This window comes from Enterobacter cloacae complex sp. S3 (assembly GCF_014930495.1).
GTDB classification, from domain to species: Bacteria; Pseudomonadota; Gammaproteobacteria; order Enterobacterales; family Enterobacteriaceae; genus Enterobacter; species Enterobacter asburiae_B.
The window spans coordinates 64,527-90,445 of the sequence record NZ_JADBRD010000009.1 but is presented as its reverse complement, the minus strand read 5'-3'; the positions used below and the strand labels follow the sequence as shown (position 1 = coordinate 90,445).

The window sequence follows — 25,919 nt, the reverse complement described above, 5'->3', positions numbered from 1 at the left end:
AGTGAAAACGCGATTTAGAGATTTACTCTGTTGGCGTTTAAATTTAAGTCCGTAATGGCGGCCGGTTTTCCAAGCAGGTAGCCCTGAACTTCATCACATTTATTTTTTTTCAGAAAAGACAGCTGTTCGACGGTCTCCACCCCTTCTGCGGTTACCGCCATGGAATAGGCTTTTCCCAGGTCGATAATTTTCTCCACGACTGACTGGTTCTGCGGCGAGTCACCGAGGGTAAAAATAAAGCTCTTGTCGAGCTTAAGCCCGTCAAACTGAAACTTCCGCAGATAGCTCAGAGAGGCATAGCCGGTACCGAAATCGTCAATCAGAATGCGGACGCCCATTCTTTTGAGAGACTTCATGGTCTGCAAGGTTTTTTCCGGGTCGGAAAGCGTAACGTTTTCAGTGACTTCAATTTCCAGCCGGTTGGGTTCAAGCCCCGTTTCGTGAAGGATCTCTTTTATTCTTTCGGCAAGATCGCTTGCCTGGAATTCGATAGCAGAAATATTGACGGAGACCGATAATCCCGGCAATTTGTCTTTCGTCTCCGTACAGGCTTTGCGTATGACCCAGTTACTCAGGCTAATAATCAGCCCGGTTTCTTCTGCCAGCGGGATAAACTGATCGGGCATTATGGTCCCCCGAGCCGGGTGCTGCCAGCGTACCAGCGCTTCGACGGCCTCAATTTTAGAATACCGGAGGTTATAACGCGGCTGGTAAACCAGGTAGAGCTGTTCTTCGCGAATCGCGGTCTTGAGTTCTAATTCCAGTTTCCTGCGTTCGGTCAACTTTTCCGACATATCCGGGCGATAATAGACCCATCGGTTTCTGCCGGATTGTTTCGCCTGATACAGCGCAATATCCGCGTAGCGCAGAAGATCGTTTGCGCTGCTGCTATCCCGGGGAGCCAGCGCAATGCCCATGCTTACGCCTATCGCCACATCATTGCCCTCAATGGCGAAAGGACGGTTAAGTTCTTGCACGATACGACGACACACCTCCTCAATCTGGTCTTGCTGGCTGGTGTTGCCGAGGAGAAGCATAAATTCATCCCCTCCCTGCCGTGCGACAAAATCACCCCGACGAACGCAATTTTTAAGACGTGAAGCGACCTCGCCAAGCAGGGCATCGCCGGTGGAGTGCCCGAAAATATCATTGACGGGTTTAAACTTGTCTAAATCAAGGCAGATCATGGCAAACGGATAACGGTTAAGGTCTTCTTTCGCCAACTGGCCAGCCAAAAATTCCTTAATATGATACCGGTTCGGCAGACCGGTTAATTCATCATGGCGTGACAGGAACTCCACGCGTTTTGTTGCTTCAACTTCCTGAGAGACGTCGGTTGCCGCGCCTCGCAACACCACCGTTCCATCAGGCTGAGCAGAAAACTTTGCCAGAAGCGTGCAATATGACGTGGTTTTTTGCGCGTGAGTATAAGGACAGTTTTTAAATTCAAAGCGTTCGGTTAAATCCCGCTGCCCGGCGCAGTCATGTGATAATCCGCCTGTCGACGGAAAGAGTTCATCCAACCTGCGGCCTATCCATTTGCTATTTTCATATCCCGTTATTGTAGAAAAACGACCCGATAGCCACGTTATCCTTAACGATAAATCTGTTTCCCAGAACCAGTCGCTGGTTGTTTCACTGACGTCCCGGAATCTTTTTTCACTCGTAATAAGATTCAACCGCGCCTGCTCGAGGAGAAACGTATTTTCGTCAAGCATTCTCGCCTTGTGCATAATATGGCGCATCAATATAACCGTCATCGATACCGTCAGAACGACGGAAAGAATGAGCAATGGCAAAAAATAAATTATTAACGCCTGGCCGGGATTTTCACCGTCCCAGATAATTTGCACATCCCCATTTTGGGTGCTTAAGGTAAATTCCGTCTGATTATTTATTTGAGAAGTGGCTGTATCAGGTGAAGTACGAACGTTCTGGATGCCGTCATCCTGCCCAATCGTGAGGAGTTTTTTAGCCGTTAACTTGTCTATAAACACCATTGTCGACGGTTTTCCGGGCATGGTTTGCACGCTCGCATCATCGCCCGTCGTTATCCATTGCGCAGAAACAATGGCCGGCACGGAATCGATAAGCGCTAGCACAGAAACCGGCACTCCCTTTTTTATACTCAACTCATGGAGTAAACGGTCTTTGGTTGATTTGTCTAACCAGCGCTCCAGCTCCTGAAGCTTCAGCTTCCCATCAACCACGCTGTATCGCGTACTCCCTTCCGGAGAGAGAACAAACACCCCTTCGTAGCCAAAGTTGTCATACAGGGACTTACCCAGGTTCTGCTTATCCCATGCCCAGTGAACGTCATTGTTCAGATGAAGATGTTTGTAGGCATCCCCCCACTCGGCATTATCTTTCAAATGACTTCGCATGCTCTCCTGGCGGGTCTCCAGGGCTTTCCTTAACAAAAATTCATCGTGCGTGTCGCTGATTTCATTCACATTATCTTTTATTATTAGCAGGGAAATTATTGCCGCAATAAAAATACTTATCAACAACGTTACAATATAGGTAAAGGTTTTATTTATCAGGCCTTTAGAAGGCTCGGTATCCGTGAAGCCCGGATTGTTCAGAGGTAGGGTCATCTTTCGCCTTCTTAACTGCTACTACGTCGATTTTTATGCCACTTTCATTTATCGGCACAAAATAACAAAAATTTATAGCTAAAAATCCGAAGCTAAAGGTTTTTATTTTTCGCAATCCAGAACAAACTATTAATCATTAATTCATTTAAAGCCTAACCTCGGTTAATTAAATATACTGGTCAAAGTAAGTATTAATCTCACCTGTTTTATTTATAAAGAACGCATATTAAAACTTTTTTTTGCAGAAGACGTTACAAGCACGTTGGAGCCTATAAAAAAACCGGGCGTAAAGCCCGGTTTTTTTTTCTGACGAGACTGGCTCTATTCGCTCAACCCGCGATTTTCCAGCATCGGTTCAATCTTCGGATCGTGCCCGCGCCACTGCCGATAAAGTTCTGCCAGATCCGTGCTGTTACCACGGGACAAAATCGCCTCGCGGAATATTTGCCCGTTTTCACGAGTCAGGCCGCCCTGTTCGACAAACCACTGATAGCCATCGTCCGCCAGCATTTGCGTCCACAGGTAGGCGTAATATCCCGCCGCGTAGCCGCCGCCGAAAATATGGGCAAAATAGCTGCTGCGATAGCGCGGCGGTACGGCGGGCAGATCCAGCCCCTCTTTTTTCAGTGCTGCCGCTTCAAACGCGTCTACGCCCGAAACGGCTTCGCTGATCCCGTGCCAGTTCATGTCCAGCAGCGCGGCAGCCAGCAGCTCCGTCATGTCATAACCCTTGTTGAAATGGGTCGCGTTGAGCATGCTTTCCCGCAGCGCGTCCGGCATCGGTTCACCGGTTTCGTAATGACGGGCGTAGTGGGTAAATACCTGTGGATGGCTGGCCCAGTGTTCGTTGATCTGCGACGGGAATTCAACGAAATCGCGCGGCGTATTGGTCCCGGAGAGCGTGGCGAAACGCTGGCTGGCAAACAGACCGTGCAGCGTATGGCCAAACTCGTGGAACAGGGTGATCACGTCATCCCAGGAGAGAAGCGCGACGCCGCCGTTAGCCGGTTTTTGGTAATTACAGACGTTGTAGATCGCCGGACGGGCAGCAAGCTCGAAGGATTGCTCGACGAAATTCCCCATCCAGGCCCCGCCCTGCTTGGAATCGCGGGCAAAAAAGTCGCCGTAAAACAGCGCCATGCCCTCACCGGTGTGGTCGAAAATTTCCCAGACGCGGACGTCCGGGTGATACACCGGAATATCGAAGCGCTCCACAAAGCGGATGCCAAACAGCTGGCTTGCGGCCCAGAATACGCCATCGTGCAATACGGTATTGAGCGCAAAATAGGGTTTGATTTGCGATTCATCGAGGGCATATTTTGCCTGACGCACGCGCTCGGCATAAAAGGCCCAGTCCCAGGCCTGTACGGTGAAACCGCCCTGCTCGTCATCAATCACTTTCTGAATATCGGCCTGCTCGCGCTCTGCCCGGGCGCGGGCGGCGGGCACAATGCCGCGCATAAATTCCAGCGCGGCGTCCGGGGTTTTCGCCATCTGGTCGGCGATACTCCAGCTGGCGTAATCGTCAAATCCCAGCAGGCGGGCCTGCCGGGCGCGCAGCGCCGTAAGGCGGAGGATCAGCTCGCGAGTGTCGTTTTCATCCCCTTTCTGGGTGCGCGTCCAGCCTGCGTTGAACAGGTTTTCGCGGGTCTGACGATTGCGCAGCGCGGAAAGCGCGGGCTGCTGAGTCGTGTTCAGAAGCGGGATCAGCCAGCGGTCGTTTAACCCTCGATCCGAGGCAGCCTGCGCCGCGTCGGCGATCTCGCTGGCGCTGAGCCCGTCAAGCTGGTGCGCGTAATCCACCACCAGCCCACCCGTTTTATCGGCAGCCAGCAGACGCTGATTGAACTGGCTGGTCAGGGTCGCCGCCTCGGTATTCAACGCCTTCAGCTCGGCTTTTTCCGTTTCATTGAGACGCGCGCCGGCCAGAATAAACCGCTGATACGTCTCCTCGACCAGACGACGGGATTCGGCGTCCAGCGCGGCACGGTCCTGCCAGACGCTCTCCACGCGGGCGAAAAGGGTGTCATTCAGCCAGATGTCGTTTGCCAGCGAGGCAAGCTCGGTGGAGAACTGCTCCTCAAGCTCCTGCAGATACGCATTGGTGTGCGCGGAGGTCATGGCGAAGAACACGCTGCTGACGCGCGAGAGCATGGTGCCGCTTTTCTCCAGCGCCAGCACGGTGTTGGTGAAGTCCGGCGCAGCGGTTTGGGACACAATGGCGTCTACGTCCGCCCGCTTCTGGCGAAGCGCTTCATCAAAGGCCGGGCGATAGTGATCGTCGGTGATTTCATCAAAATGGGGGGCCTGGTAAGGCAGCAGGCTGATGTCAAAAAAGGGATTCGTGGCCGTCATCTTTCGCTCCTGAGTACGGGTATCCTCCCAGAGTAGGCCAGGCCGCCATCCCCTGCAACGCCGTCATACAAATGTTGCCTTAACGCACCCTCTGCGGCCGTGCTATGTTAGTACAACACAAAAAGCGTTGAGGAACAGTGAGATGATTATTTTAGTTACCGGGGCAACGGCAGGTTTTGGTGAAAGCATCACGCGTCGCTTCGTCGCCAACGGGCACAAGGTTATTGCCACGGGCCGTCGTCAGGAGCGCCTGCAGGAGCTGAAGGACGAATTAGGCGACAGCATCCTGACCGCGCAGCTGGACGTGCGTAACCGCGCGGCCATTGAAGAGATGATTGCCAACCTGCCCGCCGAGTGGCGCGCCATCGACGTGCTGGTCAACAATGCCGGTCTGGCGCTGGGCATGGAGCCCGCCCACAAAGCCAGCGTGGAAGACTGGGAAAACATGATCGACACCAACAACAAAGGGCTGGTCTATATGACCCGCGCGGTGCTGCCTGGCATGGTCGAGCGCAACCGCGGCCACATTATCAACATTGGCTCCACCGCCGGAAGCTGGCCTTACGCGGGCGGCAACGTCTATGGCGCAACGAAGGCGTTTGTGCGCCAGTTCAGCCTTAACCTGCGTACCGACCTGCACGGCACCGCCATTCGCGTTACCGATATCGAGCCGGGCCTGGTGGGCGGCACCGAGTTTTCCAACGTGCGTTTCAAAGGCGATGACGCGAAAGCGGGCAAAACATACGAAAATGCGAACGCGCTGACGCCGGAAGATGTGACCGAAACGGTCTGGTGGGTGGCAACGCTGCCAAAACACGTCAACATCAATACCGTGGAAATGATGCCCGTCAGCCAGAGTTTTGCCGGACTTAGCGTCCATCGTGGCTAACTCTGCCCTTCCCGGCCTGCGGGCCGGGTCTGTTTCGGGTTATAAAAGAATGGTAGTATGTTCAGGCTAACTCTCTGAGAAATGACAACTCATGGCCGCTGAATCGCAACTCAATCCCACCCAGCCCGTTAACCAGCAAATCTATCGCATTTTGCGACGTGATATTGTCCATTGCCTGATCCCACCGGGAACGCCGCTTTCTGAAAAAGAGGTGTCTGTGCGTTTTGACGTTTCCCGTCAGCCGGTACGTGAAGCGTTTATTAAGCTTGCTGAGAACGGACTAATTCAGATCCGCCCGCAGCGCGGCAGCTACGTGAACAAAATTTCACTCTCTCAGGTACGCAACGGCTGTTTCGTTCGCCAGGCCATTGAATGCGCAGTGGCGCGCCGCGCCGCAACGCTTATCAACGACAACCAGTGTTACCAGCTGGAGCAGAACCTGCACCAGCAGCGTATTGCGATTGACCGTAAGCAGCTCAATGATTTCTTCCAGCTTGACGATGAATTCCACCAGAAGCTGGCGCAAATCGCGGATTGTCAGCTGGCCTGGGACACCATCGAGAACATCAAGGCCACCATTGACCGCGTGCGCTATATGAGCCTCGATCACGTCTCCCCGCCGGAAATGCTGCTCCGACAGCATCATGATATTTTCAGCGCGCTGGAAAAACGCGACCCGGACGGTGTGGAAAAAGCGATGACGCTGCATCTGCAGGAAATTAGCGAATCCGTGCAGCTTATTCGTCAGGAAAATAGCGAGTGGTTTAGCGAAGAGTAATATGCGCCGCCCCTTTCGGGTGCGGCGAGGTGATTAGCGAACGACTAACACCGGGATCGTGGCGTAGCGCAGAATAGATTCCGCATTTGAACCCAGCAGATGCGTGGAGATGCTCGGATTTTTCGACCCGATGACAATCGCATCATATTTCCCCTCCTTGCTCAGCTTGATAATTTCATCCCGGACGTTGCCAAAACGCACCATGCTGTGAATATTCTCAGGGGCAATATCGAACAGTCTTTTTAACTCGTTCATTTTCTTGCCGGATTCTGCGGTCATATACTCTTCAAACTTTTTAATATCGGCGTTGAAACCGCGCAGCAGAGACCGGCTGCTGGCAGGCAGAATATTGACCAGGGTAATCGACGCGCCCTCAGCCTTCGCAAGGCTTGCCGCGTGGCGAACCGCTTTGTCGCTCAAATCCATTTCAAACACGTCTACAGGCATCAAAATGTTCTTATACATAAGCCTGACTCCTTATTCCGATGAAAGGGTTATTTCCTGCACACAGGATGACATCCGGAATATAAACCAACCCTCAACGCTTCCCTGTCGAAACTATCAATTAATGAAAATAACGGTCCACTTTGTAAATTACCGTCCTGAACCGTCAGCGCTCGACGAAATAAAGAAAAAAGTGTGAGTTTGATCAAAAACAAAAACATGAAGCGCGGACAGGCGTATTTATATGCCCCGTGAACGGCATAACCCGAAATAGCGCCGTAACGAACAGGTTAGAGAGGAGAAAATACCATGATGACATACGACCGTAACCGCAATGCAATCACCACCGGCAGCCGCGTCATGATTAGCGGCACGGGCAAAACCGGCGTGATTAAAGCGATCCACAGCGACGGGCTGGATGCCGCGCAGGTGCGCCGCAGCAAAACGGTTGAAGTGGAAGGATGCGAAGGTAAGTTCGAGCCGATTGAGCTGATTCGCCTGGGAATGCACTAAGCTGTGCGCAGCCATGCCGCCGCGCACGGCGGCATGTGCTGAACTACCGTTGAGACGCGTACTGCGCGACGGTCGCTTTCGCGCCTTTTTGCAGCAACGACCGGTACGCGGCCATCACCGCAGCCACAAAGCGCGGCTCCTTCGGTAACTCGTTACCAAAGATGGCCTCAATGCCGAGCAGCGCATTGACCCGGCTTTCGCCTTCCGCACTTTCGTTCACCGCCGCCTGAATCACCGCCAGCTGCGGATCGCTCACGTCAATGGCGTTACCCTGCTCGTCAATGCCGCCGACATAACGCATCCAGCCAGCCACCCCCAGCGCCAGCAGCGGGAAAGGCGTCTGGTGCACCAGGTGCCAGCGCACGGAGTCCAGCATACGCTGCGGGAGCTTCTGGCTGCCGTCCATCGCGATTTGCCATGTCCTGTGGCGCAGGGCCGGGTTGCTGTAGCGAGCTATCAGGAGATCGGCATAGCGACCTAAATCAACGCCCTTCACTTTCAGCGTGGGCGCCTGCTCGTTAAGCATCAGCGCGTGCGCGGCGAGGCGGTAGTTCTCATCTTCCATACAGTCGTTGATATGCGGGTAGCCGGCCAGATAGCCCAGGTACGCCAGGAACGAGTGGCTGCCGTTGAGCATGCGCAGCTTCATCTCTTCAAACGGGATCACGTCTGACACCAGCTCGGCACCGGCCTTTTCCCACTCGGGACGTCCTGCCACAAAGTTATCTTCGATCACCCACTGGCGGAACGGTTCACAGGCGACTGCCGCCGGGTCACGCACGCCGGTCAGCTGTTCGATTTTATCCAGCGTATCGGGCGTGACCGCCGGCACGATGCGATCCACCATGGTTGACGGGAAGGTGACGTTAGCCTCGATCCAGTCCGCCAGCTCGCCGTCTACCGCCCGGGCGTACGCGCAGGTCACATTGCGCATCACGTGGCCGTTCTCCGGCATGTTGTCGCAGGACATCACGCTAAACGCGGGCAGACCCGCCGCTCTGCGACGCGCCAGCGCTTCCACCACCACGCCCGGCGCGGATTTCGGCTGGTGCGGGTTTTGCAGGTCGGCGACGATAAACGGGTGATCGAGCATCAGTTGTCCTGTCGCCGGTGAATGGCAGTACCCTTTCTCGGTGATGGTCAGCGAGACAATCGCCACCTGCGGTTCGCACATCGCCGCCAGAACGCTTTCCAGCCCGTCAACCTGCGCATGCAGCGCTTTTTTAACTACGCCAACTACGCGGGATGTCCATGCGTCGGCAGACATCTCCGCCACGGTGTAGAGGTTATCCTGCGCCTTCAGATCGGCAATCTGCTGCTCGCCGCCAATCAGGTTAACCTCACAGTAGCCCCAGTCGCTGCCGTGCCCGGCGGCGAGAATGTCGGCGTACACCGCCTGGTGCGCCCGGTGAAAGGCGCCAAAACCCAGATGAACAATGCGTGGTTGAAGGCTGTCGCGATCGTACTGAGGCAGCGTCGCGTTGGCCTGTAATAAGGTGTTTTCCATGATTAAGACTCGTTAATTAGAAAGTCGTGGACCGCTGCCGCTCCTCTGAAGCGGCAGCGCCTGCTGACTACACCAACTAGAATGGCAGCTGGGGTAAAAAAATAACTGCCATCAACCATACTGATACTGCCGTTTGAGATTTTGATTTATATTAACTTTTGCTCATGTGGTGTGACATAAAGATAAAGTTATGTGACAGGTCACGTAAGTTATAAACCATTAGCGTCGCGAGGAGACCGCGCCGTAACCCACACTCTCCTCTGGCGCGGACTCCGCTGCGTCGTGCGCCGCGCTCAAATCACGGTCGCGCACTTCCGGCATCAGGAACGCCGAGACTAGCCCAATCACGGAATAGGCCACCAGCATGGCAACAATCGGCCACCAGGAGCCGGTCATGTTGCAGAAGATCCCCGCCAGTACCGGACCAAAGCCCACCGCCACCAGACCGCCCGCCTCTTTCGAGATAGCCATGCGGGTAAAGCGATTTCGCGAGCCAAACATCTCAGCCATGGTGATATTTTCCAGCGCAAACAGCCCCAGCACGGCGAAGTTATGGATAACGATGATAGAGAGCATGATTGTCCCCGGCGCATAGCTCTTATCGACGATGATAGAGAGCATCGGATACGCGAGAAGAATGGCGGAGACATTGAGAAAAATGTACGGCAGACGGCGCCCTACTTTATCGGAAAGCCATCCCAGCAGCGGAATGGAGATAAACCCGAGAATGGAGCTTATCATCAGCGCATCGGTCGGGATGGCTTTATCGAACAGCAGCGTCTGGACCAGATATCCGGCGAGGAACGTCTGGATCAGACCCGAGTTGCCTGCCTGACCAAACCGCAGGCCGGTCGCCAGCCAGAAGGATTTACTTTTCACCATTGAACCGAGCGAGGTGTCCGGCTGTACGGTTTGGGCATCGTTCACTTTCTCAAACACCGGGCTCTCTTTCAGGTTCATTCGCAGCCAGATGGCGAAAATCATCACCACGACGCTGGCGAGGAACGGCACGCGCCAGCCCCAGGCAATCAGCTCTTCACGGTCGAGGGCAAAGAACATCACCGCCCAGATCGCCGTGGCGCTCAGCGTCCCGCAGTTAGTGCCCATCGCCACTAGCGAGGAGATAATGCCGCGTTTCCCTTTCGGCGCGTACTCCGCCAGCATGGTCCCGGCCCCGGAAATCTCAGCCCCGGCCCCCAGGCCCTGGATGATACGCAGCGTTACCAGCAGAACGGGAGCAAAAATCCCGATCTGCGCGTAGGTCGGCAGGACGCCAATCAGCGTGGTGCAGATCCCCATCATGGTGATGGTGATAAACAGCACCTTCTTACGACCAATGCTGTCGCCCATTCTGCCAAAGATAAAGGCGCCGACAATGCGTGCGATATAGCCTGCGCCGTAGGTTCCCATCGCGAGGATCAGCGCCATCGCGGCTGACTGTTCCGGGAAGAAGATCTCGTGAAAGACCAGGGCTGCCCCCAGCGAGTAAAGCTGAAAGTCCATAAACTCCAGGGCGGTGCCCAGCCAGCCGGAAACGGCGGCTTTCACCAGGTCGGAGGTGGTTCTTTGAGGTTGTGCTTGCGTCATAATGGCTATCTCTGAAGGGTAAGATGCGTACCACATAGAGCCTGTCTGCGCAGGCTCTTAACCGCGTATAGGATTATTGCCCGAACGTGAGCAAGACTTTGCAGCACTGCCGCTGGTCTTTCTCAAACAGTTCAATGGCGTCTGTTACATGGTGATAGTCAAAGGCATGAGTGATCAGTTTTTCCGGGTCGATCAGCCCTTTTTTCAGCCAGTCGATGACGACCGGGAATTTGTTGGCATTGAGGCGCGAGGAGAAGATCGCCAGCTCTTTGCCGGTGATGCCCTGCTGGACAATCTGGCTCGGCTCGCTGGAGAACCCCATCAGCACGATGCGCGCCGCCGGAGAGGCCAGGGTAATCGCCTCCTGCAAAATCGCCGGATGACAGGCGGCATCAATGATTAACGTCGGTTTGATCCCCCTTTCCTCCAGTGCGGCCTGCAGCGACTGCTCGCCGTTATTCAACACCCAGTCCGCGCCGCTGCGCTGGGCCATTTTCAGGCGTTCGTCGATGCGATCAACCACGATAACCTGCTTCACCTTATAGACGCCCTTCAGCGCCTGCACGGTGACCAGCCCCATCGGGCCTGCGCCATAAACCAGTGCGACGTCCTGCTCGATGGGGTTGGCCTGCCCCGTTACGTTGGCGGCGATGGTGAAAGGTTCCACCATAACGGCGTGTTTATCCGGAATGTCATCGGGGATAGGCCAGGCATTTTTAGCGGGTACCGCCGCGTATTCGCTGAAGCCCCCGTCGCGGTGTACGCCCAGCACCACCAGCGAGGTACAGACGTTCGGTTTTCCGACGGAACACGGATAGCAGTGTCCGCAGCTGATCACCGGATCGACCGAGACGCGCTGGCCCAGACGTGCACTGTCGACCCCCTCGCCTACGGCGTCAATCACGCCAAAGAACTCATGGCCGATGACGCGTGGATATTTCGCAAACGGATTATGGCCGCGATAGATGTGGCTATCCGAACCGCAGATCCCCGCCAGCGTGATTTTGACGCGAACTTCACCTGCACCTGGCGCCGGGAGTGGCCGCTCTTCAATCACCAGTTCGTTCGGCTGTTGAATCACTACGCTTTTCATCGTTCGCTCCTCGTTTACCAGTTCCACAGCGTGCCGTCCTCAAGACGGGCCACCGGCAGATAGGCCGGATCGTACGGGTATTTCGCCGCCAGCTTTTCATCAAACTCGATGCCCAGCCCCGGCCTGTCGCCCGGATGCATATAGCCGTTATCAAAACGCCAGCTGTGCGGGAAGACTTCCAGCATCTGTTCGGAATAGCCCATATATTCCTGGACGCCAAAGTTTGGCACCCACAGGTCGAAATGCAGCGCGGCGGCGTGGCATACCGGCGAGAGATCCGACGGGCCGTGCGAGCCGGTTCGCACCTGATAGAGCGAGGCGAAGTCCGCGATGCGACGCATCCCGGTGATCCCGCCCGCGTGGGTAATGGTGGTGCGGATATAGTCGATGAGCTGCTCTTCGATGAGCTGCTTACAGTCCCAGATGCTGTTAAATACTTCGCCCACGGCAATTGGCGTGACGGTGTGCTGGCGGATCAGGCGGAAGCAGGCCTGGTTTTCCGCAGGCGTTGGATCTTCCATCCAGAACATGCGGAATTCCTCGATGCTCTTGCCGAAGCGCGCCGCTTCGATTGGCGTCAGGCGGTGGTGCATGTCATGCAGAAGATGCTCATTGAAGCCGAATTTACTGCGCACCGCGTCGAACAGCTTCGGTGTGAAATCGAGGTATTTTTCGGTGGACCAGAGCTGCTCTTCCGGCCAGTCGCCTTTGGTCGCAGGCTCGTAGGCAAGCCCCTTCCCTTTGGCCATGCCGTAGGTGGTTTTCATACCCGGCACCCCGCACTGCACGCGGATCGCCTTAAAGCCCATCTCTTTATGGCGGGCGTAGTCTTCCAGCACGTCGTCAATGGTGTGACCGGTCGTGTGGCAATAAACCATCACGCCTTCGCGGGATGCGCCGCCCAGCAGCTGGTAGAGCGGCATATTGGCCGCTTTGGCTTTGATGTCCCACAGCGCCATGTCCACGGCGGAGATGGCCGACATGGTGACCGGGCCGCGACGCCAGTAGGCGCCCTTATAGAAAAACTGCCAGATGTCTTCGATACGGTGCGCATCGCGGCCAATCAGCTGCGGGCAGAGATGGTCTTTCAGGTAGGAAGCCACGGAGAGTTCACGCCCGTTTAGCGTAGCGTCACCGAGGCCGACAATCCCCTCATCGGTGGTGATTTTAAGGGTGACAAAGTTCCGCCCCGGGCAGGTAACAAACACGTCAGCCGCGACAATCTTCATAATTCCTTTCCTTACATCATTCGTTGTGATGCTGGAAACTTACCCACTAACCAGACTACCATACAAGTATAATGATCATAAAATCCGCTAACGATCACAAAACCGGGGCCTCAGGCCCGCCCCCATCCCGCCACAATAATCAGCATTCCGCACAGGGCAATCAGCGCGCCGGCCCAGTCGTACGCGCTGAGCTTGACGCCGTCCACCACGCGTAGCCACAGCAGCGCGGTACAGACATAGACACCACCGTAAGCGGCGTAGACGCGGCCGCTCGCGGCCGGATGCAGCGTTAACAGCCAGACAAACAGAGCCAGCGCGATGCTTGCCGGGATGAGAAGCAATACGGATCCCCCCTTCTTCAGCCAGAGCCAGGGCAGGAAGCAGCCGATGATTTCGCATAGCGCGGTGGCAAAAAAAAGCAGCGTCGTTTTGAGCATATTTCACGTCAGGTGAGGATTTATTTAGACATCATACCTGATGATATCCTTTACTTTTCCATACTTGCACCGCGGGTATGCCGTCTTTTCGCTTTGGTGTAGAATCTGTTCGGGGTAACTTGATTATCTGCACCCGTTTAAAAGGAAACGCTATGACCACATTAAGCAAACGCCTTTGTCTGACAGCCCTGCTGGCGCTGTCATCGTTCGCCTTTGCCGCCTCTGCGACAGCGGAAACCAGCAAGCTCATTATTGAGTCTGGTGACAGCGCGCAAAGCCGCCAGAACGCCGCTATGGACAAAGAACAATGGAATGACACCCGCAGCCTTCGTCACAAGGTCAACAAACGTGCTGAAAAAGAGTGGGATAAAGAAGATGTCGCTTTTGACGCGCGCGATAAGTGTCAGCAAAGTGCAAACGTCAACGCCTACTGGGAGCCAAACACCCTGCGCTGCCTGGATCGCCGCACTGGCCGCACGGTAGCCCCGTAATGTCGGCGCCCTGCGACGTTAAGCTCCGTCCGCTGGAGCGTGAAGACCTGCGCTTCGTCCACCAGCTCGACAATAACGCCAGCGTGATGCGCTACTGGTTCGAAGAGCCGTACGAGGCTTTTGTTGAGCTGTCCGATCTCTACGATAAGCACATTCACGATCAGAGTGAACGTCGTTTTGTGGTGGAGTGTGAAGGCGAAAAAGCCGGTCTTGTGGAGCTGGTTGAAATCAACCATGTTCACCGCCGGGCGGAGTTTCAGATCATTATTTCCCCTGAGCATCAGGGAAAAGGCCTTGCCTCACGGGCAGCGAAGCTGGCAATGGATTACGGATTCAACGTTCTGAATCTCTACAAGCTTTACCTGATTGTGGATAAAGAGAACGAGAAAGCGATCCATATCTACCGCAAGCTGGGCTTTATGGTGGAAGGCGAGCTGATTCACGAGTTCTTTATCAACGGCGAATACCGCAATACCATTCGCATGTGCATCTTCCAGCATCAGCATCTTGCCGGGCACAAGCCGTCAGGCGCCAGCCTGCTGAAACCGACCGCGCAGTAACCTGCGCGGTTTTATTCTCAGTAGTATTCAATCGTGTTTTTGATGGTGTATTTGTGCTCAACGGCAGGTTTGACGCTATCGTCCGTGATCGTCAGGTCACAGCTCACCGGATTATTGTGTCGATCGTAATCGCAGCTCTGCTTCACGTTGCCCAGCGGCTTGTCATTCAACATGCTCACTGCCGAGTAATCCATTCTTTTGCGAACGTCTTTAGACGGCGTCGACTGGACGGACAGGTGCTGATCCCCCGAGACGGTGGTTTTGCCCAGCGGGTAGCCATCCGCATCGTAACGATACTTCACTTCCATCTCTTTGCCGTGCGCCGCCACCACAAAACCGTTGTCGTCGGTATCCCACGTTATCCCGGCTGACGGCAGTTCGGCCAGCTGGCATTTCCCCTGCAGCTTCACTTTTCGCTGCTGGGTTTCCGCATCAAGGTAGTAATTGGCATCCAGCACCAGCGCCACGCCGGTATTGGCCTCCAGGTCGTGCAGTTCCAGGGTATCGAAACACCCTTCCGCCGACACGGTGCCGGTCACCCGTTTGGACACTTCGCCCTTCTCGTTGAGCAGCGTCTGGGTGAAGTCTTTCACCGGGCCGCGCAGCGGATCAAAATCAAATTCGTTCGAGAAACTCGCCATCTCGGGCGTAAACGACAGCGGCGCGGAGCTGTTGTCGCACCCCACCAGTGTTGCTGCCAGTAGCGTTATCGCTGCGTATTTCTTCACATTTATTACCGTTCAGGGAGATTATTCCCAATCATATTAGCAAATACAGTTGTTTACACGAAGCCTGCTAAAATTAATCTCTACACAGAGAAAAGGAGCTACAGATGAAACGGTTACCCTGGATTACCGCCCTGCTGTTAATGAGTGCCTCAACGGCCGCGCTGGCGGCACCGGATTCCTGCGAGCGCGTGAAAAGCGACATTCAGCAGAAAATTATCAACAACGGCGTGCCTGAATCAGGTTTTACGCTGAGCATTGTGCCAAACGATCAGGCTGACCAGGCGGGCACTCAGGTGGTAGGCCACTGCGCCAACGACACCTTTAAAATTTTGTATACCCGCACAGGCAACGGGGCTGCTGAAGCGCAGTAATTTACCCTCAATCCCCTTTGATTTGATGAGGATTAAGATTTAATACCCCCAAATCAGTAACACTCACCCCATCATTAGCCCGGTTATCATTTCGGGAAAAATAATACGTAATTATAATGATGGGGTGAGCCATGTCCGATACTGAACATCACGGCGGAATTAGCCGTCGAACTCTCGTGAAATCTACGGCAATAGGGTCTCTGGCGCTGGCCTCCGGTGGGATCTCACTTCCTTTCGGCTTAAAAAGCGCCGCCGCGGCGGTGAAGAACGCCGTTCAGCCTGCTGAAGATAAAGTGGTATGGGGCGCCTGCTCGGTCAACTGTGGCAGCCGCTGCGCGCTGCGTCTGCACGTCCGCGACGACGAAGTGTACTGGGTCGAAACGGACAACACCGGTGAAGATATTTACGGTAACCATCAGGTGCGCGCCTGCCTGCGCGGGCGTTCTATTCGCCGTCGGATCAATCATCCTGACCGTCTCAACTACCCGATGAAACGCGTGGGCAAACGCGGTGAAGGCAAGTTCGTGCGCATCACATGGGATGAAGCGCTGGACGCCATCACCGCCAGCCTTAAAAACGTGGTCAGCAAATACGGCAACGAGGCGGTGTATATCAACTACTCTTCAGGCATCGTCGGCGGCAATATCACCCGCTCCTCCCCTTACGCTTCGCTGGTGGCGCGCCTGATGAACTGCTACGGCGGTTTCCTGAGCCACTACGGCACCTACAGTACGGCGCAAATCGCCTGCGCGATGCCCTACACCTACGGCAGCAACGATGGCAACAGCACCTCGGATATTGAAAACAGCAAACTGGTGGTGATGTTCGGCAATAACCCGGCGGAAACCCGCATGAGCGGCGGCGGGATTACCTATTATCTGGAGCAGGCCCGCGAGCGATCCAATGCGCGCATGATCGTTATCGACCCGCGCTATACCGATACGGCAGCCGGACGCGAAGATGAATGGATCCCGATCCGTCCGGGTACCGATGCCGCGCTGGTGGCGGGAATCGCGTGGGTATTGATCGACGAAAACCTGGTCGACCAGCCGTTTCTGGATAAATACTGCGTTGGCTACGACGAAAAAACGCTGCCGGAAGGCGCGCCCGCTAACGGCCACTACAAAGCGTACATTCTCGGCCAGGGCGATGACCGCACGGCGAAAACGCCGGAGTGGGCCTCACGCATCACAGGCATTCCCGCGGATCGCATCATCAAACTTGCTCGTGAAATCGGCTCCGCGAAACCGGCCTATATCTGCCAGGGCTGGGGGCCACAGCGCCAGGCGAACGGCGAGCTGACGTCGCGCGCCATCGCCATGCTGCCAATCCTCACCGGAAACGTCGGCATCAACGGCGGTAACAGCGGCGCCCGAGAGTCGACCTACACCATTACCATCGAACGTATGCCGATACCGGATAACCCGGTCAAAACGCAAATCTCCTGCTTCAGCTGGACGGACGCCATCGCCCGCGGGCCGGAGATGACCGCCCTGCGCGACGGCGTGCGCGGGAAAGATAAGCTGGACGTGCCGATTAAGTTCATCTGGAACTATGCGGGCAACACCATCATCAACCAGCACTCTGATATCAATAAAACCCACGATATCCTGCAGGACGAAAGTAAATGCGAAATGATTGTCGTCATCGACAACTTCATGACCTCGTCAGCGAAGCACGCCGATATTATTTTGCCGGACCTGATGACCGTCGAGCAGGAAGACATTATTCCTAACGATTATGCCGGTAACATGGGCTACCTGATTTTCCTCCAGCCCGTGACCGCACCGAAGTTCGAGCGTAAGCCGATCTACTGGATGATGAGCGAAGTGGCGAAACGCCTCGGGCCGGATATCCATCAGAAATTCACCGAAGGACGCACGCAGGAACAGTGGCTGCAGTTCCTGTATGCCAAAATGCTCGAGAAAGACCCTAAGCTTCCGTCCTATGACGAGCTGAAAAAAATGGGCATTTATAAGCGCAACGATCCGAACGGACACTTTGTGGCCTATAAAAAATTCCGCGAGAACCCGGAAGCCCATCCGCTGAAAACGCCATCTGGCAAGATTGAGATTTACTCCAGCAAGCTGGCGGAGATTGCGGCTACCTGGGAGCTGGAAAAAGATGAGACCATCAGCCCTCTGCCCGTCTACGCGTCGACCTTTGACGGCTGGGATGCGCCCGAGCGCGCGCAGTTCCCGCTGCAGCTGTTCGGCTTTCACTTCAAGGCCCGTACCCACTCGAGCTACGGTAACGTCGACGTGCTGAAAGCGGCCTGTCGCCAGGAGGTGTGGCTTAATCCTGTCGATGCTGCAAAACGCGGCATCAAGAACGGCGATACGGTGCGCGTATTTAACGATCGCGGCGAGGTGCGAACTGAAGCGAAAGTCACGCCACGCATCATGCCCGGCGTGAGCGCCATGGGCCAGGGAGCGTGGCATGATGCCAATATGAATGGCGATCGTATCGATCACGGTTCATGCATCAACACGCTGACGACCCATCGACCTTCTCCGCTGGCAAAAGGCAACCCGCAGCACACCAATCTGGTGCAGATTGAGAAAGTGTAGAGGGTGAAACGCGAGACCCTGGTTTATTCTGTGGTCAGTATTATCGGTTAACACAGTCGCGCGGGCGTCATCCGCGCGAGCAAGGAAAGTTTAATGAAAGACGTCTCACATCGTGAATCGTTCGCGTTCAGCGCCCGGGTGCTGGGCGCGCTGTTTTATTTCGCTCCCGACAGCGAGCAGGCCGCGCCGCTGGTGAAAGCGCTCACCGCTGGCGAATGGGTTCAGGACTGGCCCCTGCCTTCGGAAACGCTGCAGCCGGTTGCCGATACGTTTGCTTCATCTTCCGATGAGCCGCTGGCGGACGCCTGGCAACGGCTGTTTATTGGTCCGTATGCCCTGCCCGCTCCGCCGTGGGGTTCCGTCTGGCTGGACCGTGAATCCGTATTGTTTGGCGACTCGACCCTCGCGCTGCGCCAGTGGATGCGGGAGAACAATATCGCGTTTGAGATGCAGCAGAATGAGCCGGAAGATCATTTCGGTACGTTGCTGCTGCTGGCGGCGTGGCTGGCCGAGAACGGCCGCGAGCCGGAGTGCAATCAGCTTCTGGCGTGGCACCTGCTGCCGTGGAGCACCCGCTTCCTGTCGGTGTTTGTCGACAACGCCGGGCATCCGTTTTATGCCGCGCTGGGCAGGCTTGCGCAGCTGACGCTCGCGGACTGGCGATCCGGTCTGCTTATTCCGGTGACGGAAAAGACGTTGTATCGCTAAGGGTGTGGCTTGCTCGCGGTTGGCGGGCAAGCCTTTAGCTTATACCTCGCCACCTGATTCACTCGCACTCTCCTTGCTTTGAATGAACCGAAGTGCCAGATAGAGGTCTGGCGCCAGAATCATGTCATCATCATTCATCGTTGGCCGGCTATCTTTAAACCAGCGCGTTAATTCCGTTTTTCTGCCCGCAAGGATTAACGTAATTTCTCGACCTTTCAGATCGCGCTTTAACTCATTTATGGTTGCCAGAACGCTGATATCTGAATAGGTGAAGCAAGCAACGGCATCAATGACCACCCATTTAGGCTGTACTGCTGCACCATCAACCAGGTTCAATACCCGACGTTTAAAATAAGCCACGTTAAAATAGGTCAACGGTGAGTTAAATCGATACATCAGCACGCCCGGGACCATTTTAATATCGGTTGTATTCCCTAATGAGTGAATCATTCCATCTTCGTCGGTTCCCAGTAAGTGCTCAGAGGGACGAAACACCGTACGCAGGAACTGTAACAGGCCAAGCAACACCGCAAGGCCGATCCCCTGGATAACGCCGATAATTAACACACAGCCAAACGTGAAAAAGGCCAGGCGAAATGCCTGTTTATTTCTTCGCCTCAGATTCCATAACCCGCGCAGATCAATTAATGACCAGGATGCGTACATCAGAACAATTCCTAATGCAGATACCGGAATAAATTGTAATGGCTGAGTGAAAAACACCACCACGATACCGATGAGTAAGGCTGCGACGATGGAAACCAGCTGGCTTTTCCCACCCACTGAATCATTAACCGCTGTCCGGGAATCGGCTCCACTGATAGCAAACCCCTGAGATAACCCAGACATAATGTTCGCAATACCCAGCGCTCTGAACTCTGCATCAGCATTAATTTCATAGCCATTTTTCGCGGCGAAACTGCGGGCGGTCAGCATCAGGCTGACAAAACTGACCAACGCCAGGTTCAGTGCCGGGATCACTAAATCACGCATCGGACCGGGCTGGAACGCGCCCCAGTTAACGACGGGTAAACCAGGCTGGAAGCCTTCCCCCCCAATAGTGGCAATACCATACTGTTGTGCAGATGTCGCCCATACCAGTAGCGTTGTCATCACAATGGCAATCAACGGTGCTGGCCAGTGGCTGCGATACGTTTTGATCGCCATTAAAATAATTAACGTTAAAAGCGATATGCCAACGGTTAATAAATGGCTTTCTGAAAGACGGCCTGGCAAGGCCATTATTTTCTCAATAACCTGCGCTTCGTCGAGTTTTATCCCCAACACCTTGCCTAATTGCCCGACAATAATCGTCACGGCAACGCCATTAAGCAAACCCGTAAGGATGGGATGAGAAAGTAAATCGGCAAGTGCGCCCAGACGAAATTTACTGGCAAGCAGGCACCACCCGCCCATCATCAACGTCATGATAATGGTCAGCTGCCAGTGCAGTTCGGGATTACCTGCAGAAAGCGGAAACACGACGGCCGCAATCACCGCGCAGGTCGTGGCATCAGGGCCCACAATAAGCTGACGCGAAGAACCAAAGAGTGCATACGCTATCATCGGTAAAACGCAGGAATAGAGCCCCACTATTGCCCCAACACCCGCCAATTCAGCATAAGCAATAGCCACGGGTAGCGCGACAGCCGCAACGGATAACCCGGCTTTAATATCATGTTTTAGCCAGCTTTTATCGTAGGCTAACAAAGTTTGTAAACCTGGCATGTAGTTTAATAATTGTTTTCCGAACACGTTGTTCTCCGGATAAGGATATTAGCCACGTCATGCTGGCACACTTCTCAGTGAGGTTCTGGTTTTCAAATGCTCCGGATTAAGGCGCCACTGTTCAGAATCTAATAACAGTTGAACTATTTATTATTCTGACTGGTGTTAAACATAGTTCAAAAACGACCGCTTGTGACTATTCTTCGTCCGGGAACGTATCGGCTTCAGGAGAATAATGCTGAAAAACGCATGCCAGCTTATGCCCGTCAGGATCGCGCAGATAGGCAACATAAAAATCGGGGCCGTATGCGGTTCGTGTCCCTGGCATGCCTTCACTCCTCCCTCCCGCAAGAAGGCCTGCGGCATGGAAACGTCTGACTAGCTCCGCGTTAGCTGCACGGAATGCGAACATTGTCCCGTTTCCCGCCGTTGCGGGTTGTCGGTCAAACGGAGGACAAATACAGAAGCTAAACCCCTCATCTGGATTATTTTCATCTCCCCACGTTGCCCAGTCCTCGGTCCAGGCAGGAAAACGTGAATAGCCAAGCACGTTAAAAATCGCGTCATAAAACGACGCGGCGCGCTGAAGATCATTTGTACCTATGGTGATATAAGTCAGCATCTTGTCACATCCTCTTTGCCGTTTTCTGAACAGCGATTATACCTCAGAGGCTATGATTTTAGCGGCGGTAAAAGGCTGATTTTCACTCCTGTAAGCGCGTGGGGTAAGGGTTCTCAGAACATGTCCTATCGTAATTTCAGCCCCCAATCCGTGACGTGAATATCTCGAGTTTTGGTATGTATGCTAAAATTTATCCAGCTGAAGACCGAAAACAGTCCTTATAATTTCAGTACGTTAGCCAAAGTGAGCGAATATGGATAATATTCCACATAAGCAGACAGTTCGGAAAAGATGCCCCACATGGCTGTGGTGCGGAAGTTTTTATCTTTTTACGTTGAATTGCTCTGCAGATGAAATAAATCTGTATTCAATAAACACCGGCTCATACGTTTATCATCTGACGCATAATCGAGGACAATACACGGAGAACTTTGAAAATAAGTTCATATCCGTGGAGAGGAAATTCTCGGATACGTCGAAATACAGTCTTGTGCTAGGGACAATGAAAAACAGCTTTAATGACAGATGCCTCGCTGCCGGCGTAAGAAGAGACTGGGCTGGATGGGATAACGGTTGGGTTTTTAAAGGAATCTATGGATATGTAGGTGAATTTTTCTTTGATACTTTCGATGATTGTGGTGACCATGGTTCATACCATGATTTTAAAAAAGCAACAGGGATAGGATTTTCGCCCTATATATATCATGGGTTCCAGTATAATTTTACGTCTTATTTTGGAATGGATGTGGGTATTATCATACCTTCCGTGTTTGTCATTACGGCACAATGGAGCTTTAGATAAATCCGTCAACCTCGTGTGCAGTGCTGTAACTGTCTGCAAAGGGAACCGCCCCGCCATCTCAACCGGAGCGGCTTTAATTACCGCAAGTGCGTGCTCAAAACGTTAAGCCACCGCAGCCCACAATCAAAAACTGTACGTCACCTTCAAACTCCCCGTGGGCGATGTTTTGCGTTGCACAATGGGACTATCACCCGCATCCCCCGTCAGCTGCGTAACGCCCGCTGAGGCAAGGACGCTCCAGCGCGAGGTGAGCCTGTGGGTCCAGTCAAGATTCATCGAGTAGCCATAAATTCCCGCCCCGGCGTCATGTCGGGCAAAGCCCGATGCGCTCGACTGAGCGGCGCTGACCCCGTAGTAGGTCTGCATGTACTTGTCGGATCCCCAGCTGCCGGTCAGCGCCAGCGTCACCTCATTTTTGGGTGAGGTATAGAACGGGCTGGAAATGCCGAAATGCACCGCTTCACCGTTGTCCCTCTCAGAAACCGGAACCTCTGCCTGCAGCTGCAGGTGAAGCCAGTCGGTCACCCTGTACTCAAGCCCGGGCACAACGATTGCCGAGCCTTTTATCTCGCCCATTCCTCGCAGCTCGTCGCTGCCGGAGCTGATCGAATCGCTGCTCACGTCTTTATCTTTACGCCCAACTCGATAGCTCAGCGCGGCGCTGTAATCCAGGTTGCCGATGTTGTTGCCGTAACCGATCCCTCGCGTGGTGCCGATAAAGAAGCCGTTTGCCATGGCGTACTCCACCACCTGAGCTGCGGAAACGCGGGTTTTATCTGAACCCGAGTAGCGCGGCGCGACGTCCACGCCTCCCCCCAGGGTTAAGACGTTACCCTGGCTCTGTTCTGCCGCCAGTACGGGCGTAGCCAGTAACGCCAGAACGACGCCCGGCACGATGTTTTTCAGGCTGCGGCCCGGGAGTAAATGGGGGAACGTATGACGCAGTTCGATGTTTCTCATTAAAGAAGCCCTTCTGGATTCAAATGATGACGATGCATGCGGTTAACCGCCAGAACGCCCATTTTGAATACCGACCCTAAGGTTCTTATGAGCCGAACATGAAGAAACACTGAAGCGCGAGCCGGTGCTGTAATCCGGGCAGGTTTCCTGATACCGTTTTTTTCTTAAGATGTTCTTCATTCACGGTTGATACAGTTACCAGTGTGAAAATTCTACTAATCGAAGACGACCTGGATCTCGGCAACGGCGTACGTATCGCCCTCTCCGATCAAGGGTTTGACGTCATATGGGTTCGCCGCAAAGAGGATGCGCTGCATCAGCTGGACGTCTGCGTGCCGGAACTTATTTTGCTCGACCTGGGGCTGCCCGACGGTGATGGCATGAGCCTGATGACGCGTTTGCGTCAGCAGCTCAAGGGGATCCCGGTCATCATTCTGACGGCGCGAGGTACGCTGCAGGACCGGCTGTGCGGGCTGGATGCCGGTGCGGACGACTATCTCGTCAAGCCATTTATTCTCGCCGAGCTGCTGGCGCGGGTGAGAGCCCTGGCGCGGCGCAGCTACGGTTTCGAAAATGAGGCGATAGAAATCCGAGGCTTATCGCTTCATGTTCCAACGCGCCGCGTGACGGTGAGCGCGCGCCACGTAGACCTGACGGCGAGTGAATATGCGCTGCTGGAAACGCTGATGCTGCGCGCTGACCGCGTGATTACGCGACGGTTTCTGGAAGAACGGATATTCGGTAACAAAGAGAACCTCAGCAATGCGCTCGACGTGCATATGGGGAATTTGCGGCGAAAAATCGGCGATGGCTATGTGCGAACGGTGCGGGGCGTCGGGTATGTCATTGATACCGTTTCAGTCCAGAAGGTGACAGGGTAATGCAAAACGTCTGGTACCACCTGAGACGCCCAACGCTGGTACGGCGAATTATTATCGCCCAGCTGCTGCTGCTTACCCTGCTGTGGTGTCTATTTTTAACCTTCATTCTGTGGGAGGACCTGCGCAGTCCTCCCATCCTTACGGGCAGTCATACCTACGACACCCTTTTTACCCTGGTCGAGCGGATGGACGAACACCCGCAGGATCGCACCGCGGTGCTGGAAGCCTTTAGCAAGGCGCTGCGTGAGGGCTATGGCGGCGGCGAAGATCCCGCGCTGTCAATCAACTTCATCGTGCGCAAAAATAACGCGATTATTTTTTCATCGCCTGATGCGCCAACGGGGGTAACCAACACCCGGTTTGGGGAAATGCAGCGTGTTCAGAGCGATGGTCGTACCTGGACCAGCCGAACCCTTAAATCCGCTCATTCCGACGTGGAGGTCACCCTTTTCACCCCGGCCGGCGGCTGGAACTTCTTTATCTACCTGAACTCGCGCGGCTACTACATCATGCCGCTTCTGGTCTGCTTCCCTTTTCTTCTTTTTCCCGCGTGGCTGTCAATCCGCATTGCGATGCGCCCCTGGAACAAGGTGGTCAATGAAATTACGTTACGCACGCCTGACGATCTCTCCCCTTTAAAAGCCGTTCCCGGACACAGGGAGCTTCGCCAGATGGTGGATGCGATCAATGACTTCCTTGCCAGGGTGCGTGAAAGCGCGGAAAGGGAACGGGTTTTCATTGCGGATGCCGCGCACGAGCTGCGTACGCCCCTTGCGGCGATGCGCATCAACGTGGAAGCGCTGCAGTCCTGGGTCATTAGCGAGAGTCAGCAGGAGCTGCTTGCGGGGGTGATTCGCAGCAACAGCCGGGCAGCGCGTCTCGTCAACCAGCTGCTGCTGATGATGCACAGCGAAGCGCGGATTGATACGGAAATGGAGACCGTGCCGCTGACGACGCTCATCCAGGAGCGAATGGCCGAGCTGGAACCGCTGGCGTCTGCGCGCAGGATTGAGCTGGAATTCTTCGCCGAGGATGACATCTGGATCCCCGGCGTCAGGGAACGCCTGGTGTCGCTTATTGATAACCTCATTGAGAACGCTGTGAAGTACAGTCCCGAGCGCGGGCGGGTTCAGGTCGATGTCTGCATAGCAGATGGCTTCGCGCGGCTTCGCGTTTCAGATGCAGGGCCCGGTATTCCGGTTGAACTGCGCGAGCGCGTGTTCGACCGGTTTTTCCGTGACCCCAATCAGGTGCAAAGCGGGAGCGGGCTGGGGCTTGCCATCGTCAAAGCGGTGGCGCAGCAACACAACAGCAGCGTAAACCTGAGTACTTCCGCTGAAGGTGGCCTGATGGTGACGGTTGACTTCCCGAACCGCACGTTTTGCTAAATCAGAACAGGGAGTTCGATCGCAAATGCCGCAGATTGCTTCAAAATAATTACCGTATTTGTTATATTGTTGTTTATTGCTTATTCACCTCTGCGGTGCCAAAAAGAACAAGATTCACCGCAACCCAGGACAGAGAAATGTTAGATTACCGCTTCCCGACAGCTTTGCAGATGGTTCTCAGCGTAGCGATGGCGGAGCAATTGGGTGAACGTTCCACGAGTGCGATTCTGGCCTACGGCCTGGAAGCGAACCCGAGCTTCATCCGCAAATTGATGGTTCCGCTGACGCGTGACGGCATTATCGTCTCAACGCTTGGCCGTAACGGCTCAATTCATCTTGGTCGCCCGCCGGAAGAGATTACCCTGCGCGACATCTACCTTTCGGTCATCGAAGATAAAAAGCTGTGGGCGTCGCGCCCTGACGTGCCGGCCCGCTGTGTGGTCAGCGCTAACGCCTGCTGGTACTTCAAATCGATATCCGAAGAAGCCGAGGAGGCTTCGTTAGCGGTACTGGCCCGCCATACCGTGGCAAGCGCCCTGGAAGCGGTTAAAAACGCCGATAGCAGCGGATGGGATCCCCTCCCGGACCTTATTGCCCAGTATCAAAAAACGTCTTAGCGAACTTGCCGGGTGGCGCTGCGCTAACCCGGCCTACATTCAGATGTAAAAAAACCGCCTTCAC

Annotated in this window: 24 protein-coding genes; 12 read left to right on the top strand and 12 right to left on the bottom strand. The window is 54.6% G+C overall.

From position 1 onward, the window contains the following. Positions 1-14 precede the first annotated feature (14 nt). Together IM317_RS04325 and dcp are read right to left on the bottom strand one after the other, a co-directional pair. Positions 15-2,597 (bottom strand): EAL domain-containing protein, encoded by a 2,583-nt coding sequence (locus tag IM317_RS04325; protein WP_033145408.1) that lies wholly within the window; start codon positions 2,595-2,597, stop codon positions 15-17. 321 nt (positions 2,598-2,918) lie between these two features. Then, entirely contained in the window at positions 2,919-4,952 is a 2,034-nt protein-coding gene (dcp, locus tag IM317_RS04320) for a peptidyl-dipeptidase Dcp (RefSeq protein WP_033145407.1), read from the bottom strand. 142 nt (positions 4,953-5,094) lie between these two features. Here dcp and ydfG point away from each other — a divergent pair, with 142 nt between their 5' ends. Continuing rightward, a complete protein-coding gene (ydfG, locus tag IM317_RS04315; RefSeq protein ID WP_023311558.1) occupies positions 5,095-5,841 on the top strand; it encodes a bifunctional NADP-dependent 3-hydroxy acid dehydrogenase/3-hydroxypropionate dehydrogenase YdfG in 747 nt (248 codons plus the stop codon). 91 nt (positions 5,842-5,932) lie between these two features. Continuing rightward, positions 5,933-6,619, top strand: coding sequence for a GntR family transcriptional regulator (locus tag IM317_RS04310; protein ID WP_023311557.1), 687 nt, complete (start codon positions 5,933-5,935; stop codon positions 6,617-6,619). Between the two features lie 33 nt (positions 6,620-6,652). Here the strand turns inward: IM317_RS04310 and IM317_RS04305 are convergent, their stop codons facing one another. Further along, entirely contained in the window at positions 6,653-7,084 is a 432-nt protein-coding gene (locus IM317_RS04305; protein ID WP_033145406.1) for a universal stress protein, read from the bottom strand. A gap of 288 nt (positions 7,085-7,372) precedes the next feature. Between IM317_RS04305 and ydfZ the strand changes: the two genes are divergently transcribed. Then, positions 7,373-7,576 (top strand): putative selenium delivery protein YdfZ, encoded by a 204-nt coding sequence (gene ydfZ / locus IM317_RS04300; RefSeq protein ID WP_014883679.1) that lies wholly within the window; start codon positions 7,373-7,375, stop codon positions 7,574-7,576. A gap of 43 nt (positions 7,577-7,619) precedes the next feature. On the opposite strand, the gene IM317_RS04295 is transcribed toward ydfZ, so the two are convergent. The 5 genes from IM317_RS04295 to IM317_RS04275 form a co-directional block, all read right to left on the bottom strand. Further along, entirely contained in the window at positions 7,620-9,083 is a 1,464-nt protein-coding gene (locus tag IM317_RS04295) for a mannitol dehydrogenase family protein (RefSeq protein ID WP_033145405.1), read from the bottom strand. 219 nt (positions 9,084-9,302) lie between these two features. Then, complete coding sequence (locus tag IM317_RS04290; RefSeq protein ID WP_033145404.1) at positions 9,303-10,670, bottom strand: MFS transporter; 1,368 nt, start codon at positions 10,668-10,670, stop codon at positions 9,303-9,305. Positions 10,671-10,743: 73 nt separating this feature from the next. Then, on the bottom strand, positions 10,744-11,763 hold the full coding sequence (locus IM317_RS04285; protein WP_033145403.1) for a Zn-dependent oxidoreductase: 1,020 nt from the start codon (positions 11,761-11,763) through the stop codon (positions 10,744-10,746). Positions 11,764-11,777: 14 nt separating this feature from the next. After that, positions 11,778-12,992, bottom strand: coding sequence for a D-mannonate dehydratase ManD (gene manD, locus IM317_RS04280; RefSeq protein ID WP_032657497.1), 1,215 nt, complete (start codon positions 12,990-12,992; stop codon positions 11,778-11,780). A 110-nt stretch (positions 12,993-13,102) separates the two neighbouring features. Then, the gene (locus IM317_RS04275) at positions 13,103-13,429 is read right to left on the bottom strand and encodes a YnfA family protein (protein ID WP_033145402.1); all 327 of its coding nucleotides are present in this window, start codon (positions 13,427-13,429) and stop codon (positions 13,103-13,105) included. A gap of 152 nt (positions 13,430-13,581) precedes the next feature. Here IM317_RS04275 and IM317_RS04270 point away from each other — a divergent pair, with 152 nt between their 5' ends. Both IM317_RS04270 and speG read left to right on the top strand, forming a co-directional pair. Next, on the top strand, positions 13,582-13,920 hold the full coding sequence (locus IM317_RS04270) for a DUF1283 family protein (protein WP_023311550.1): 339 nt from the start codon (positions 13,582-13,584) through the stop codon (positions 13,918-13,920). Further along, entirely contained in the window at positions 13,920-14,480 is a 561-nt protein-coding gene (gene speG, locus IM317_RS04265) for a spermidine N1-acetyltransferase (protein WP_023311549.1), read from the top strand. The genes IM317_RS04270 and speG overlap by 1 nt, the downstream gene beginning before the upstream one ends. A gap of 17 nt (positions 14,481-14,497) precedes the next feature. Here the strand turns inward: speG and IM317_RS04260 are convergent, their stop codons facing one another. Further along, positions 14,498-15,208 carry a YnfC family lipoprotein gene (locus tag IM317_RS04260; RefSeq protein ID WP_033145401.1) on the bottom strand — a complete coding sequence of 237 codons (711 nt, stop codon included), beginning with the start codon at positions 15,206-15,208 and terminating at the stop codon, positions 14,498-14,500. Between the two features lie 104 nt (positions 15,209-15,312). Here IM317_RS04260 and IM317_RS04255 point away from each other — a divergent pair, with 104 nt between their 5' ends. The 3 genes from IM317_RS04255 to dmsD all read left to right on the top strand — a co-directional run bounded on the left by IM317_RS04255 (position 15,313) and on the right by dmsD (position 18,857). Further along, on the top strand, positions 15,313-15,579 hold the full coding sequence (locus tag IM317_RS04255) for a DUF1161 domain-containing protein (protein ID WP_029739394.1): 267 nt from the start codon (positions 15,313-15,315) through the stop codon (positions 15,577-15,579). A gap of 131 nt (positions 15,580-15,710) precedes the next feature. Continuing rightward, a complete protein-coding gene (gene ynfE, locus IM317_RS04250; protein WP_033145400.1) occupies positions 15,711-18,149 on the top strand; it encodes a selenate/tellurate reductase subunit YnfE in 2,439 nt (812 codons plus the stop codon). A gap of 93 nt (positions 18,150-18,242) precedes the next feature. Further along, a complete protein-coding gene (dmsD, locus tag IM317_RS04245; protein WP_033145399.1) occupies positions 18,243-18,857 on the top strand; it encodes a Tat proofreading chaperone DmsD in 615 nt (204 codons plus the stop codon). A 39-nt stretch (positions 18,858-18,896) separates the two neighbouring features. Here dmsD and IM317_RS04240 read toward each other — a convergent pair whose 3' ends face one another. Both IM317_RS04240 and IM317_RS04235 read right to left on the bottom strand, forming a co-directional pair. Further along, positions 18,897-20,612 carry a SulP family inorganic anion transporter gene (locus IM317_RS04240; protein WP_033145398.1) on the bottom strand — a complete coding sequence of 572 codons (1,716 nt, stop codon included), beginning with the start codon at positions 20,610-20,612 and terminating at the stop codon, positions 18,897-18,899. 169 nt (positions 20,613-20,781) lie between these two features. Continuing rightward, positions 20,782-21,207 carry a VOC family protein gene (locus IM317_RS04235; protein WP_033145397.1) on the bottom strand — a complete coding sequence of 142 codons (426 nt, stop codon included), beginning with the start codon at positions 21,205-21,207 and terminating at the stop codon, positions 20,782-20,784. 253 nt (positions 21,208-21,460) lie between these two features. Between IM317_RS04235 and IM317_RS04230 the strand changes: the two genes are divergently transcribed. Continuing rightward, entirely contained in the window at positions 21,461-22,009 is a 549-nt protein-coding gene (locus IM317_RS04230) for a hypothetical protein (RefSeq protein WP_223998184.1), read from the top strand. Positions 22,010-22,132: 123 nt separating this feature from the next. Here the strand turns inward: IM317_RS04230 and IM317_RS04225 are convergent, their stop codons facing one another. Continuing rightward, positions 22,133-22,969: a MipA/OmpV family protein gene (locus IM317_RS04225; RefSeq protein ID WP_033145396.1), complete on the bottom strand. Its 837-nt coding sequence runs from the start codon at positions 22,967-22,969 to the stop codon at positions 22,133-22,135. A 203-nt stretch (positions 22,970-23,172) separates the two neighbouring features. Between IM317_RS04225 and IM317_RS04220 the strand changes: the two genes are divergently transcribed. The 3 genes from IM317_RS04220 to IM317_RS04210 all read left to right on the top strand — a co-directional run bounded on the left by IM317_RS04220 (position 23,173) and on the right by IM317_RS04210 (position 25,855). Beyond that, positions 23,173-23,850, top strand: coding sequence for a response regulator transcription factor (locus IM317_RS04220; protein ID WP_033145395.1), 678 nt, complete (start codon positions 23,173-23,175; stop codon positions 23,848-23,850). Beyond that, positions 23,850-25,238 (top strand): HAMP domain-containing sensor histidine kinase, encoded by a 1,389-nt coding sequence (locus tag IM317_RS04215; RefSeq protein ID WP_033145394.1) that lies wholly within the window; start codon positions 23,850-23,852, stop codon positions 25,236-25,238. Before IM317_RS04220 ends, IM317_RS04215 begins: the two co-directional genes overlap by 1 nt. Positions 25,239-25,375: 137 nt before the next feature. After that, on the top strand, positions 25,376-25,855 hold the full coding sequence (locus IM317_RS04210; protein WP_029739386.1) for an Rrf2 family transcriptional regulator: 480 nt from the start codon (positions 25,376-25,378) through the stop codon (positions 25,853-25,855). The last annotated feature ends 64 nt before the right edge of the window (positions 25,856-25,919 follow it).

Coding starts and splice junctions, on each gene's coding strand:
- IM317_RS04325 (WP_033145408.1), bottom strand. CDS start 2,597: ATGACCCTACCTCTGAACAATCCGGGCTTCACGGATACCGAGCCTTCT.
- dcp (WP_033145407.1), bottom strand. CDS start 4,952: ATGACGGCCACGAATCCCTTTTTTGACATCAGCCTGCTGCCTTACCAG.
- ydfG (WP_023311558.1), top strand. CDS start 5,095: ATGATTATTTTAGTTACCGGGGCAACGGCAGGTTTTGGTGAAAGCATC.
- IM317_RS04310 (WP_023311557.1), top strand. CDS start 5,933: ATGGCCGCTGAATCGCAACTCAATCCCACCCAGCCCGTTAACCAGCAA.
- IM317_RS04305 (WP_033145406.1), bottom strand. CDS start 7,084: ATGTATAAGAACATTTTGATGCCTGTAGACGTGTTTGAAATGGATTTG.
- ydfZ (WP_014883679.1), top strand. CDS start 7,373: ATGATGACATACGACCGTAACCGCAATGCAATCACCACCGGCAGCCGC.
- IM317_RS04295 (WP_033145405.1), bottom strand. CDS start 9,083: ATGGAAAACACCTTATTACAGGCCAACGCGACGCTGCCTCAGTACGAT.
- IM317_RS04290 (WP_033145404.1), bottom strand. CDS start 10,670: ATGACGCAAGCACAACCTCAAAGAACCACCTCCGACCTGGTGAAAGCC.
- IM317_RS04285 (WP_033145403.1), bottom strand. CDS start 11,763: ATGAAAAGCGTAGTGATTCAACAGCCGAACGAACTGGTGATTGAAGAG.
- manD (WP_032657497.1), bottom strand. CDS start 12,992: ATGAAGATTGTCGCGGCTGACGTGTTTGTTACCTGCCCGGGGCGGAAC.
- IM317_RS04275 (WP_033145402.1), bottom strand. CDS start 13,429: ATGCTCAAAACGACGCTGCTTTTTTTTGCCACCGCGCTATGCGAAATC.
- IM317_RS04270 (WP_023311550.1), top strand. CDS start 13,582: ATGACCACATTAAGCAAACGCCTTTGTCTGACAGCCCTGCTGGCGCTG.
- speG (WP_023311549.1), top strand. CDS start 13,920: ATGTCGGCGCCCTGCGACGTTAAGCTCCGTCCGCTGGAGCGTGAAGAC.
- IM317_RS04255 (WP_029739394.1), top strand. CDS start 15,313: ATGAAACGGTTACCCTGGATTACCGCCCTGCTGTTAATGAGTGCCTCA.
- ynfE (WP_033145400.1), top strand. CDS start 15,711: ATGTCCGATACTGAACATCACGGCGGAATTAGCCGTCGAACTCTCGTG.
- dmsD (WP_033145399.1), top strand. CDS start 18,243: ATGAAAGACGTCTCACATCGTGAATCGTTCGCGTTCAGCGCCCGGGTG.
- IM317_RS04235 (WP_033145397.1), bottom strand. CDS start 21,207: ATGCTGACTTATATCACCATAGGTACAAATGATCTTCAGCGCGCCGCG.
- IM317_RS04230 (WP_223998184.1), top strand. CDS start 21,461: ATGGATAATATTCCACATAAGCAGACAGTTCGGAAAAGATGCCCCACA.
- IM317_RS04225 (WP_033145396.1), bottom strand. CDS start 22,969: ATGAGAAACATCGAACTGCGTCATACGTTCCCCCATTTACTCCCGGGC.
- IM317_RS04215 (WP_033145394.1), top strand. CDS start 23,850: ATGCAAAACGTCTGGTACCACCTGAGACGCCCAACGCTGGTACGGCGA.
- IM317_RS04210 (WP_029739386.1), top strand. CDS start 25,376: ATGTTAGATTACCGCTTCCCGACAGCTTTGCAGATGGTTCTCAGCGTA.